Source organism: Ignavibacterium sp. (assembly GCA_032027145.1).
In the GTDB taxonomy this organism is placed as follows: Bacteria; Bacteroidota; Ignavibacteria; order Ignavibacteriales; family Ignavibacteriaceae; genus IGN3.
In genome coordinates, this window is record JAVSMP010000001.1 from 237,774 (window position 1) to 250,351 (window position 12,578).

A 12,578-nucleotide genomic window follows, 5' to 3' on the forward strand; every position below is an offset into this window, starting at 1 on the left:
TAAAAGGGAGAGAATAATGAAACGAATGAAATTCAACACTCTTGCTCGTCATATTTATGAAGAAGAAAGAAAATATCCTGAAGCAACAGGTGAACTTTCTGATCTCCTTCACGATCTTTCATTAGCTGCAAAAGTTATCTCACTTGAAGTAAATAAAGCGGGTTTGGTTGATATACTCGGATTTACAGGTGATGAAAATGTACATGGTGAAAAAGTTAAGAAGCTTGATATTTATGCTCACGAAATGATGATTAAAGCTATGGACCACGGCGGACATCTTTGTGTAATGGCTAGCGAAGAAGAAGAAGATATTATTCATATTCCACAAGAGTTTCATATTGGTAAATATGTTTTACTATTTGATCCGCTTGATGGTTCTTCTAATATTGATGCTAACGTTAGCATAGGTACAATCTTTTCTATCTATAGAAGAGTATCCCCCGGAAATGAGCCCGGCACAATGGAAGATTGTTTACAGCAAGGTCTCCATCAGCTTGCAGCAGGTTATATAATTTACGGATCGAGTACTTTATTCGTATATACTGCAGGCAATGGTGTTCATGGGTTTACTCTTGATCCTTCATTCGGTGAGTTTATTTTATCACATCCAAACATTAAAACTCCCAAGAAATCCAAAATATACAGCATCAACGAAGGTAATTATCTGTACTGGCATCAGGGACTAAAAAAATATATTAAATGGCTGCAAGATGAAGATAAAGCAACCAGCAGACCTTATTCAGCACGCTACATTGGTTCTATGGTTGCTGATATTCATCGTAACCTTCTATATGGCGGTATTTTTATGTACCCTGCTGACTCACGAAACCCAAACGGTAAATTAAGATTAATGTATGAATGCAATCCGATGGCATTTCTTGTTGAGCAAGCTGGTGGCAGAGCATCTGATGGAAAACGGAGAATACTTGAAGTACAGCCAAAGTCATTACATCAGCGCACACCAATTTTTATCGGCAGTGAAGAAGATGTAATGCTTGTAGAAAAGTTTTTAAGAGAATATGAAATGATAGAGGTCAAGTAGTTTTTTAAAATGAGGCTGTTTCAAAAATCAGTTGATATATGCAGAATAGAAGAAACAGCCTCTTAAGATTTATTTTATCTTTGCTAACCCTTCATCAAGCTTTTTTGCAAGTTCTTCGAACGATATACCTGAAAAATTTATCTTTGCATTCTTTAAAGTTATCTTCGGTTCGTCGCCCTCATTATTAAGATATTTGTAGAGACAGTAAGCCAGCCTGTTTCTGTCATTTGGAATCTCAATATATTTCTCAAAGCTTTCTACAAGTGCATAAACTTTCGATTCAACCGAGTCTTCGGGAAATTTCTTTACTTTGGGCGGAGGTAAAGTCGTCATATAAAATCCTTAATTTTCTGTGCTGCAAAGTTAGGCACATATTCAAAAAGTTCAAATTGATTTATGGATATATCTATGTGAAATGATAAATTTACGTGAACAATTTTTGTTAATCATTTGACAACGGCAGAATTATCTAAATACCAAAAAATATTAATCATCAGACTTAGCTCTCTTGGTGATATCCTTTTAACAACTCCATTATTAAGAGCAATTAAAAACCTGTATCCTCTTATGAATATTGATTTCTTGTTACGTGCCGAATATGCAGATGCAGTAAAACTAAATCCTCACTTAAACAAATTTTATTTGTTCAACCGGATAGATGAAAAGAATAATTTGTTATTGGATGAACTGATACAAAATAAGTATGATGTTGTTATTGACCTTCAGAATAATCTTAGAACAAAGAAAATCACTAATCAGTTATCAGGTAAAGTCTTAAGATTTAATAAAAAGAATTTTGATAAATTCTTGTTAGTGCAGTTTAAGATCAACAGACTAAAAGACTCTAAGCAAATTCCAATAAGATATGCTTCTGTGATTCCGGATTTAATTCTTGATAAAAGAGGTCTGGAGTTAGTTACGGATAAACAACCAGATAGCAGAATAGATAATACAAAGATAAATATTGGTATTTGTCCTGGTGCTCGTCACTTTACCAAACGCTGGATTCCTGAATATTATATTGAACTTGGTAATAAATTTGCGGAAAATAATTTTCAGGTATTCTTGATGGGGGGGAAAACTGACCGGGTTATATGCAGAGAAATTAGTAAAGCAATTCCGGGTTCAATTGATTTATCAAATGATGATGATCTGCTTCAAACCGCTGCAAATATGAATTTGTGTTCGCTGGTGGTGTGTAACGATTCCGGTTTAATGCATGCTGCTACATCAACAAAAGCAAAGGTTATCACAATTTTCGGATCATCGGTTAAGGAATTTGGTTTTACACCTTATCACTGTAATAATATAATTTTAGAAAACAAATCTTTAAATTGCCGCCCGTGTTCTCATATAGGAAAAGACTATTGTCCAAAAAAACATTTTAAATGTATGATCGAGATTAAACCGGATCTGGTATTCAGAACTGCAGTTGAGTTTTTAAGAAATCAATGAAAATAGTTTTTTACATATTTTACAACTTTCTGCTTTTACCTGTACTTTATGCGGCTTTAAGACTTGCGGGAATCTTTAACAAAAAAATACGAATCGGTATAATCGGACGAAAAAGAGTTTATGAAGAATTAATTCTTAATGCGTCTGCTATTGATAAAAATAAAAAGCTTGTCTGGTTTCATTCATCTTCATTAGGAGAGTTTGAACAGGCAAAACCAATTATTGAACAGTTGAAAAAAGACAAAGATGTTAATGTTTTAATTACCTTTTTTTCTCCATCAGGATATATTAATTCAAATAAATATCCGCATGCTGATCTTATCTCCTATATTCCTTTCGATACAAGACAAAATGCAAAAAAGTTTATCTCAATTACAAATCCTGCATTAGCAATTTTTATGAGATATGATTTATGGCCAAATATTATAGAGACACTCAACAAAAAGAATATCCCTGCTTATTTGGTTGATGCTACATTGCGCGGAAACTCTCCGCGAAGCTTTCCGGTAATAAAATCATTTCATAAAATTCTTTACAACTATCTTGATAAGATTTTAACCGTTTCTTCAAAAGATGCCGGAGAATTCAGAAAATTCGGAATATCAGAAAACAAAATCGTTATAGCAGGTGATACACGATTTGACAGGGTTTATAAACGAAGTTTATTAGCAAAAGAAAAAAAATTAATCTCAGATAATATTATTAAGAATAAAAAAGTATTTGTTGCCGGAAGTACCTGGGAGCAGGATGAAGAAGTGATTTTTCCGGCATTTATTAAACTTGCAAATTTTGATGATAAAGTGATAATGATAGTTGCACCGCATGAGCCTACAGTAATCCATCTTGAAAAAATTGAAAATGAATTTTCTGGTAAGCTAAAGACTATCCGCTTTTCACATCTTAACAATTATTCTGATGAAAAAGTTATTCTGATTGATTCAATCGGCATATTGCTTACATTATACACTTATGCTGATGTTGCTTTTGTTGGCGGAAGCTTTAAGCAAAATATTCATAATGTACTTGAAGCTGCAGTATATGGGACTCCGGTTTTGTTCGGGCCGAAGATTGAGAACTCTCAGGAAGCAATCAGGCTTGTTGAGATTGGCGGAGGAATAATTATAAAAGATAAAAGAACTGCTTATAAAAATCTCAGAAAATTATTTTCAGAAGAGAAACTTAGAAAAGAGACCGGACAAATTTCATCTGAATATGTAAAAACCAATATAGGTGCAACTCAGAAAATACTTAGCATGATATATCCTGCTATCTGATTTACATATATCTTTCCATTAAAATATTAAGATGGTGCTTTTCGTGTCCTGCAATCATAAAAATCAAGGCAAGAACAGTTGTAACATTTCCGTTAACATTGCCTTTGTTTTGTAAAACCGACTTATCAAAACTGCCGAATAACAGTATATTGGATTCTCTGACCAATCTATACTCATAAATTAAATCAAACAATTGTCTGTTATTAAAGTTACCGTTTTTTACGTAATCATCCTGCTCCATAGAAGGAAGCGGTTTAGTTTCTCCGCGTGCAACGCATAAGGTGCGGTATGCAAATACTCTTTCAACATCCATTAAATGTCCGATAACCTCCTTCACAGTCCACTTCCCTTCGGCATAGCTAAAATTACCTTTGCTTTCAGGAAACGAGTTAAGAATATTTTGTGATTCCAGATTTTGTTCAACAAGCACTCTAAAAATATCATCCCCTTTTATTAAGTCAATATAAGGCTGATAATATTCTGCATAATCACCTTTTACGGGTCGCATAAATCCTCCAATAGAAATAGTTAAAGATTACTTCCAGATTTCTACCTTAAATACTCCTTTATCATTTGCCACCGCTCTCATCATACTAAAAGTGTTAAACGGCATTTCGAAATTTCCTTCGCTATCAACGGCAATAATTCCTCCGCTGTTTTCAGGCAACCGCTTATAAATTAATTCATCGCAAGCTTGTTTTAATGTGTATCCTTTATACTCCATCAACGCAGAAATATTAAAGGCAACAGTATTTTTTATAAACAGTTCTCCAATTCCAGTTGCTGATACTCCGCAAGTTTTATTGTTTGCATAAGTACCTGCATTAATAAGCGGTGAATCCCCAACTCTTCCCGGCATTTTGTTTTGTCTTCCACCAGTTGATGTACCTGCAGTAATATTACCATATTTATCAAGAGCAACGCATCCAACTGTTTCTCCCTGCTGCTTTGGTAAATTTGATTTTAACCATTTAAAGTAATTTGTAGAATCATGGAAATATGAATTAGGAACTATATCAACTCCAAACTGAATACCAAGCTCATCAGCACCTCTGCCAGCAAACAAAATGTGTTCGGTTTTTTCCATTACTAATCTGGCAAGCGAAATTGGATTTTTAATAATCGTTACACCGGCAACTGCTCCGCTGGTAAGATCTTTACCCTGCATAATTGAAGCATCGAGTTCATGCTTCCCTTCGGATGTAAATACAGCACCCCTGCCAGCATTAAATAAAATATTATCTTCCAAATAATTGATAACTTTTTCAACAGCATCTAAACTGGTTCCTCCAGTTGAAAGAATATTCTTTCCGATGTTTAATGCTTCGGTCAAAGAATTAATATATAGTTGTTTAAGTTCTTCAGGTGTGTCTTTAGAAAAATATCCTGCACCGCCATGAATTACAATTGTATATTTGCTGCTTTCCTGCTGAGCAATTAAGAAAAAAGAACTAAATGGAATGAATGATATCAGAAAAAATATTATTATTATCGGGTAGATTTTTAAGTTCAAAACGGTCTCCTCTTTTATTAGAAAACAAATAACGAGCGATGAACACTTATAACTTAATAAATATTTTTCTCATTTTCCTCTTTTTGAATCTCTCATCTCAATTTTTTGTTAAAGATAGTAAGTTAAATTCCAATCAGAAACACACAATCTACTTTATTAAACAGAACTGGCACACTGCAATTGTATTTGATACAAAAGACCTGAATTCTGTTAAATTCTTAGAGTATGATAATTTTAAAAAATATACTTTAATAGATATTGGCTGGGGCGATGAAGAATTTTATCAATCCCCCGGATTTGATTTGGGTTTGGCTATTAAGGCTTTATTTTATTCAACACCATCCGCTTTACGGGTTGAAGGACTTAATCTTACCAAAGAGCAATATTTTGATTTATCGGAAATTGTTATTGAGCTTGAGATAACAAAAGAACAGATTTCCAAAATATTTGAATTTATAAACAATTCGTTTTTGTTGGATACAAATAATACCCCGATCATTTTGAGCAATAAAGCTGAAGGCAAAATAGTTTTTTACAAAGCAAAAGACAGCTATCATCTTTTTAACACTTGTAATACTTGGCTTGCCAGATGTCTTAATAGTGCGGGAATAATAATTGATGAGAATGTTGTTCTAACTGAGCAATTGTTTAATGAACTTTCAAAAGCCGGAAGAATAATTAAACCAGAATAATTACTAATCCGCAGATTAAGTAAGAGCTAATTACTCAAATCATCAGAAAACACTTTCAATCCCACAATACCAACAACAATTAAAAAAATAAAAAATATTCTTATTAATTCTTTTGATTCGCTAAACAGAATCATTCCGAGTATTGCAGTTCCGATAGCTCCAATTCCTGTCCAAACTGCATAGGCAGTTCCAACTGGAAGATGTTTTACAGAATAAGCAAGCATTCCCATTGAGATAATCATACTTGCAATTGTAAACACTGAGGGCCAAAGTTTTGAAAAGCCTTCTGAATATTTCAATCCGACAGCCCAGGCAACCTCGAATAATCCGGCAATAAATAATATTAACCAGTACATTATCTGCCAGGATATGAACTAATAATTTTCTTTACTTCTTCTTTATCAGATGAAAACGTAAAGGCACTAATTAGTCTAAAATTATTATTCTTATCTATTACATTGGGATAAGTCATCTTAACAACTTCCAGTTTGCTGTCAGACATTACAAACAGATCCATTAATTGCAAAACCTGCTCAACTAAAAAATAATGATAATCAGCTGCAATGGAGATAACATTGAGTCTGTCAGAATCAAACCCTTCATTTTTTACACTTTCTATCAGTCCGTTAAAATCTGAATTAGAGATTGGTAAAGGCAGTTCTTCATAATGATCATCCTTTAACGGTATTGAATTAAGAAGATCATAACTATCAATCAAAATAGATTTGGCACGGTTATAATCACGATAACTTAATTTTGTTAAATACTCTCTTTCAAGCTTTTCGAAATTTGATGATATAAGCAACACGATTTCTTTAAGCTCGATATCCTGATATTTTTTTCTTTCTTTACGATGATGCTCTTGTGCAAAGGATATACTTATAAGAATAACAACTATGATTATGATTTTTAGTTTCATTTTTCCTCTTGATTTATTTTTCCATTTAAGATCTCATTAGCTAAACTATTTATTTTGTAAAGATCACGAATTGCTTCAATCATTCCCACTGCGCTTACACTAACAGTTCGGTTTGCTTCGGTTGTGTATATAAAATTACTCGGTAAACTTTCAATGTTCCCATCAAATGCGAGTCCGACAATCTCGCCTTTAACATTAACAACCGGGCTTCCTGAGTTTCCGCCGACAATATCATTTGTGCTTACAAAATTTAACGAAGCTGAAGGATCAAATTCTTTCGGAAGATTTTCCCAATATGCCGGTAAATTAAACGGAAACTTTTTATTAAACGAATAATAACGATCTAATGAGCCGTAAAAAGTAGTCTTAATTGGCGCTTCAGTACCATTATAATTATAACCTTTTACAATCCCATCAGCCAATCTTAATGTGCCTGTTGCATCAGGTGGTATAGCATCGCCATAGACTTTATATAAAGCTTCACCAAGCATTTGATTAAGGATTTCTTCTTTATCTATGCGGGATTTATTTTCATCCAGTATTTGTGCTAGCTCATCCTGAGTGTTTAATATAAAAAAGATAAAAGGATCATCAGAATTTAAAACTGCATCGGCACCTTTTCTTACAAGTTTAAGTAATTTTTCTGATGAGGTGAATACAGAATTTCTTATCATTTCATCAGCAGCCTGCTTTGTTGATTTATCACCGATCAACTTCGAAACTATTTTATCATTATCCGGCAGATTATTCTTAACAATATTCAGCTTGATAACCATTAATGTATTTTCTAATTCTTTATCAAAGTCTTGAGGAAATAATTTTGCACTTAATGAATCGAATTCTTCCTGAGTGATTTTATCATCTTTTAAATTTTTTGCATACTGAACAAGTTTATTAGCCATAGTTAAATATTGTGGTGAAACAAAGCCGCCAATTGAGTATGCAAAAACTTTCCGAAAATTTTTTCCCATTTCTTTTCTCAATTTTTCTATTTCGCTCCAAATACTTCCATAGTTTTCGTTTAATTTTTTATCGCCTTGTACTTCTTCTCTGAAGTGTTTTTCAAAATCCATCTTTCTTGCAACTAAATAAGGATCAAGCAAAGCTTTATAAGTTCCATCATACACTTTAAGTGCATTTCCAATTCCGTAAAGTCTTGCGATTAAATTAAAATCCTGTGCATTATCTTCATCAACCTTTTTTTCATAAACACTATTCATTTCCTTAAGCATATTTACCAGCATGGGATATTGAATATCTCTTGCAAATTCGATCTGTGCCATAGTATAAATTCTGTTCGTTCTGCCGGGATTTCCAATTACGAACACGGGCTGATTTTCAACAATATCCTCGCTATTCCATTTAAAATAAAAATCTGTTTTTATTGGTTTTCCATTTTCATAGGCACGAAGGAATGCACAATCCAGACCATAGCGTGGGAAAGTAAAATTATCCGGATTGCCGCCAAGCTTCGCAACAAATAACTCAGGCACAAATACTAATCTTATATCATTGTAAACTTTGTAGCCATAAAGAGAATATTTACCGCCGTTGTATAAAGAGATCACTTTAAAAGTTAATTCTGGATTTTGCTCTGATGCCTGAGATTTAATTTTATTTATTTCACTATCTCTCAATTCAACTTTTTCCTCATCAGTTTCACCTTTATCCATTGAAGATTGAACCTGATCTGTAACATCTTTAATAATTAGTAATTGTTCAACTTTCAATTTGGGTACAGCTCTTTCATCATTTAAGCTGACAGCAATAAATCCATCTCTTAAAATATTTTCATTCTCTTTCTGAACACTTTTCAATATATCGCGCACACAATGATGGTTAGTCATAATCAATCCATTTTCAGAGATGAAAGAAGCTGAACAGCCGCCGCCAAACTTTAACGCACTTTTCTGAAATTTCTCAAGTAACTCTTTTGATGGCTTAAATCCATATTCTTTTTCAAAGTAATCAATAGGCGGATTTTCAAAAGTCCACATTTTTCCCATATCAAATTTCTGCGCCTTCACAGTATCAGGATTTAACCCGTAATAAGTTTGCGGATAAGATAATTGAAAAAGGAAAATTATCAGAACAAAGAAAAAGAGAAACACATTGTTATTTTTCATATCATTACCAAATTGATTATATATTTATTGCAAATTAATTATTAAGATGCTTATTAGAAAACAGTAATCACATTCTTTGCTGATAATTTATTCTAAATATTTCTGAGGGATTTAAATGAACATCCAGATAATCGGGACTAAAAAATGTAAAGAAACTCAAAAAGCTGAGCGCTTTTTTAAAGAAAGAAGAATTCATTTTCACTTTCGTGATTTAACTGAAAAAGGATTAGCTAAAGGTGAGCTTGATAATATTACAAGAGTAATTCCTCTGGATGATCTAATTGACAGGGAAAGTAAGAGATTTAAAGATCGTGGAATGCAGTATAAGGTTTTTGATATTGAAGAGGAATTGTTGTCCGACTCGCTATTACTCAAAACGCCTGTTGTTAGGAGTGAGAAATTTGTAACGATCGGTTATCAGCCTGATGTTTGGAAAGAGTGGATAAAGTGAAAATTATTGCGAAGGAGTCTGCGAGTGAAGCAATCTGCATATTGCAAAACAGATTGCTTCGTTACACTCGCAATGACAAACGGAGAATTAACTAAACATCATAATACAAATTAAACTCATAAGGATGCGGCTGAAGAGCCATTGGTTTTACTTCTTTATCTATTTTGTATTTTATCCACGCATCAATTACATCTTCAGTAAACACATCACCCTTTAACAAATACTCGTGATCATTTTCTAAAGCTTTTAATGCGGCTTCTAGACTTCCCGGAGTTGACGGAACATCTTTTAATTCTTCCGGATCCATGTCATAAATATCTTTATCAAGTGGTTCACCCGGATCAATACGATTAATTATTCCATCCAAACCAGCTAATAGCATTGCAGAAAATCCAAGATAAGGATTACCGGATGCATCAGGACATCTAAACTCAACTCTTTTTGATTTTGGAGATGTTGAATACATAGGAATTCTGATTGATGCACTTCTGTTTCTCTGTGAGTAAGCAAGATTAACGGGTGCTTCATACCCCGGAACTAACCTCTTATAAGAGTTTGTAGTTGGATTAGTAAATGCAAGTAAACTTGGTGCGTGTTTAAGTAATCCTCCTATAAAATATAATCCCATTTCACTTAAACCTGCATAACCGGAGCCGGCAAATAAGGGTTTTCCTTTTTTCCATAACGAAGTATGAACATGCATCCCGCTTCCATTATCGCCAAAGATAGGTTTTGGCATATAGGTAACTGTCTTGTTGTGCTTCTTTGCAGTATTTTTTACAATGTATTTGAACATCAATAACTGATCGGCAGCTTTTACAAGTGGTGCAAAATGTAAATCAATTTCACACTGTCCGCCGCTGGCAACTTCATGATGCTGTGCTTCTACATCAATACCGCAATTGATTAAGTTAGTTACCATTTCATTTCTCAGGTCTAACAAAGCATCAGTTGGTGGCACAGGAAAATAACCTTCTTTATATCTTGGTTTGTAACCTAGATTTGGATTTTCTTCTCTACCGGTATTCCATTTCCCTTCGATTGAATCAACAATATAAAAACTTCCGTTTGGCTGGGAATCAAATCTTACATCATCAAACACAAAAAATTCTGCTTCCGGTCCATAGTAAACTGTATCTGCAATTCCTGTTAAAAGCAAGTAAGCTTCTGCTTTTTGTGCTATGTTTCTTGGACATCTGGAATATTTTTCTCTTGTTGCCGGTTCGTAAACATCACAAATCAAACTTATCGTTGGTGAAACAATAAACGGGTCAACAAACATTGTTTCAGCTTCTGGAATTAATAACATATCACTTTCGTGAATTGATTTCCATCCGCGGATAGATGAACCATCGAATCCATATCCATCTTCAAAAGATGAAGCGTTAAAATTTGTAACCGGAATTGTAAAATGCTGCCATTGCCCAGGAAAATCCATAAACTTCATATCAATAAATTTGATACCATTATCCTTTATAAACTTAAGAACATTTTCAATCGCACCATTAGAAGATTTTGCCATATATTTTCCTTTATAATTAGTTATTTGTTTTAAACATTAATTTCAAAAGTTTCTTTAACTGTGGAAAGCACATAAGTTGTTTTTGTACCTGTTACACCCTGCCAGGATTGAATTTCGGAAAGAATTTTTTCGAGTGCTTCTGTATTTTTAACAAGAGCTTTTAATAAATGGGATCCTTCGCCAAGTACTGCATGACACTCAAGTATCTCAGGTATCTTTTCAACTTTTGTTATAAGATTTTTATAGTGTTTTGAGGAATCCATTATTACAAGGATAAACGCCATTATATCATAGTTAAATTCCTTACGATTCAGTTTTGCGTAATAGCCTTCAATGATTCCTTTCTCCTCAAGTTTATTCAACCGCTCACTTACAGAAGGAATAGAAAGTTTAACTTCATCAGCTAGTTCATTTCGTTTTGTCCTGCCCTTTTTTTGCAGAGTGCGGAGAATCCTTAAATCTATCTCATCTACCATTATAAGCCTTAATTATTTAGGATTATTTGAAATTTCGGTTTCGAATATAAGGGGTGACAATAATTGTTCCAAATTAATTATGGTACTTTTTAATGTTTTACTAAAATAGTTGAGCCAGAATGAGATTTTGTATTATTTTTTTAGACCGATAGAATTGAATGGATATAATATTTGATCTAACAAAACAGGGACAAGCTGTAACTTGTCCCTAAAAAAGAAGTCTATCTGAGGTACAACATTTTTTTGGAAACAGAATGACCATTTGTTGTCAGATTATAAATGTAAACACCACTTGGAATATTGCTTGCATTGAATTCAACTGAATGAAACCCTGAACTTTTTTCTTCATCAACAAGTGTCGTTATTTTTTCTCCCAGGAGATTATAAATGATTAACTTAACTGGCAGCGGACCTAAACCAAAATCAGGGATGCTATATGTAATAGTAGTGCTTGGGTTAAAGGGATTTGGATGATTTTTTAATAAAATTGTATTACTTAAATTAATTAACGGTTCTTCACTTACATCTGTAACTGAATCTGGAATAACGAAGACTGATCGAAGGTCTAGTGAAGTGCCGCTACTTTGACTAGACCAATTCGTACCTCCATTGATCGACTTTATAATTTTACCGGACTAACCAACAGCCCAACCAGTGGTTTCATTAACAAAATAAACTGAGTAAAGATCATTTGTTGTGCCGCTACTTTGAGTTGTCCAGTTAGTGCCACCATTAGTAGTTTTTAAAATTTTCCCAGTATTTCCAACTGACCATCCGATTGTTGACGTAACAAAATAAACTGAATATAAATCATTTGTTGTGCCGCTGCTTTGATTTGACCAATTAGTACCATCATCAGTTGTGTTTAAAATTTTTCCGGAAAATCCAACTGCCCAACTATAATATTGTTGAGCGTTAACAGCTGAATGAAAAAATAAGAGCAAATAATCTAATCATGTAATCCTCCCAAATAATATTTGATAAAATTTTAAATTATTTTAATCTATAATATTTATTACAAAAATCATTCCCGTATATTTTATACAATAATAAAAATAAAAACGACTTTTACTAAACTACTATAACAAAATTACCGAACATAGAAAGC

The 12,578-nt window shown here is 33.2% G+C and carries 14 protein-coding genes; 5 read left to right on the forward strand and 9 right to left on the reverse strand.

The window, feature by feature from the left end; all coding sequences use genetic code 11:
* The first annotated feature begins 16 nt into the window (after positions 1-16).
* Complete coding sequence (fbp, locus tag ROY99_00890; protein ID MDT3694913.1) at positions 17-1,042, forward strand: class 1 fructose-bisphosphatase; 1,026 nt, start codon at positions 17-19, stop codon at positions 1,040-1,042.
* Between the two features lie 69 nt (positions 1,043-1,111).
* On the opposite strand, the gene ROY99_00895 is transcribed toward fbp, so the two are convergent.
* Complete coding sequence (locus ROY99_00895) at positions 1,112-1,375, reverse strand: hypothetical protein (protein MDT3694914.1); 264 nt, start codon at positions 1,373-1,375, stop codon at positions 1,112-1,114.
* Between the two features lie 234 nt (positions 1,376-1,609).
* On the opposite strand from ROY99_00895, the gene ROY99_00900 reads away from it, so the two are divergent.
* Positions 1,610-2,497, forward strand: a complete 888-nt coding sequence (locus ROY99_00900; GenBank protein ID MDT3694915.1) for a glycosyltransferase family 9 protein — start codon at positions 1,610-1,612, stop codon at positions 2,495-2,497.
* Entirely contained in the window at positions 2,494-3,771 is a 1,278-nt protein-coding gene (locus tag ROY99_00905; protein ID MDT3694916.1) for a glycosyltransferase N-terminal domain-containing protein, read from the forward strand. The genes ROY99_00900 and ROY99_00905 overlap by 4 nt, the downstream gene beginning before the upstream one ends.
* Position 3,772: 1 nt before the next feature.
* On the opposite strand, the gene ROY99_00910 is transcribed toward ROY99_00905, so the two are convergent.
* Entirely contained in the window at positions 3,773-4,279 is a 507-nt protein-coding gene (locus tag ROY99_00910) for a DinB family protein (protein MDT3694917.1), read from the reverse strand.
* Positions 4,280-4,306: 27 nt separating this feature from the next.
* Positions 4,307-5,284, reverse strand: coding sequence for an isoaspartyl peptidase/L-asparaginase (locus ROY99_00915; GenBank protein ID MDT3694918.1), 978 nt, complete (start codon positions 5,282-5,284; stop codon positions 4,307-4,309).
* 83 nt (positions 5,285-5,367) lie between these two features.
* Here ROY99_00915 and ROY99_00920 point away from each other — a divergent pair, with 83 nt between their 5' ends.
* Positions 5,368-5,976, forward strand: coding sequence for a DUF2459 domain-containing protein (locus ROY99_00920; protein ID MDT3694919.1), 609 nt, complete (start codon positions 5,368-5,370; stop codon positions 5,974-5,976).
* 26 nt (positions 5,977-6,002) lie between these two features.
* On the opposite strand, the gene sugE is transcribed toward ROY99_00920, so the two are convergent.
* Genes sugE through ROY99_00935 form a run of 3 tightly spaced genes read right to left on the reverse strand, consistent with a single transcriptional unit; the run spans position 6,003 to position 9,021 of the window.
* Positions 6,003-6,332, reverse strand: a complete 330-nt coding sequence (gene sugE, locus ROY99_00925; protein ID MDT3694920.1) for a quaternary ammonium compound efflux SMR transporter SugE — start codon at positions 6,330-6,332, stop codon at positions 6,003-6,005.
* Positions 6,332-6,895, reverse strand: a complete 564-nt coding sequence (locus tag ROY99_00930) for a DUF4476 domain-containing protein (GenBank protein ID MDT3694921.1) — start codon at positions 6,893-6,895, stop codon at positions 6,332-6,334. Before ROY99_00930 ends, sugE begins: the two co-directional genes overlap by 1 nt.
* Positions 6,892-9,021, reverse strand: coding sequence for a S46 family peptidase (locus ROY99_00935; GenBank protein ID MDT3694922.1), 2,130 nt, complete (start codon positions 9,019-9,021; stop codon positions 6,892-6,894). Before ROY99_00935 ends, ROY99_00930 begins: the two co-directional genes overlap by 4 nt.
* Positions 9,022-9,136: 115 nt before the next feature.
* Here ROY99_00935 and ROY99_00940 point away from each other — a divergent pair, with 115 nt between their 5' ends.
* Positions 9,137-9,472, forward strand: a complete 336-nt coding sequence (locus tag ROY99_00940) for an ArsC family transcriptional regulator (protein ID MDT3694923.1) — start codon at positions 9,137-9,139, stop codon at positions 9,470-9,472.
* A 91-nt stretch (positions 9,473-9,563) separates the two neighbouring features.
* On the opposite strand, the gene glnA is transcribed toward ROY99_00940, so the two are convergent.
* The 3 genes from glnA to ROY99_00955 all read right to left on the reverse strand — a co-directional run bounded on the left by glnA (position 9,564) and on the right by ROY99_00955 (position 12,414).
* A complete protein-coding gene (gene glnA, locus ROY99_00945; GenBank protein ID MDT3694924.1) occupies positions 9,564-10,994 on the reverse strand; it encodes a type I glutamate--ammonia ligase in 1,431 nt (476 codons plus the stop codon).
* Positions 10,995-11,023: 29 nt separating this feature from the next.
* Entirely contained in the window at positions 11,024-11,470 is a 447-nt protein-coding gene (locus tag ROY99_00950; protein MDT3694925.1) for an Lrp/AsnC family transcriptional regulator, read from the reverse strand.
* 635 nt (positions 11,471-12,105) lie between these two features.
* Complete coding sequence (locus ROY99_00955) at positions 12,106-12,414, reverse strand: YCF48-related protein (GenBank protein ID MDT3694926.1); 309 nt, start codon at positions 12,412-12,414, stop codon at positions 12,106-12,108.
* Positions 12,415-12,578 lie beyond the last annotated feature (164 nt).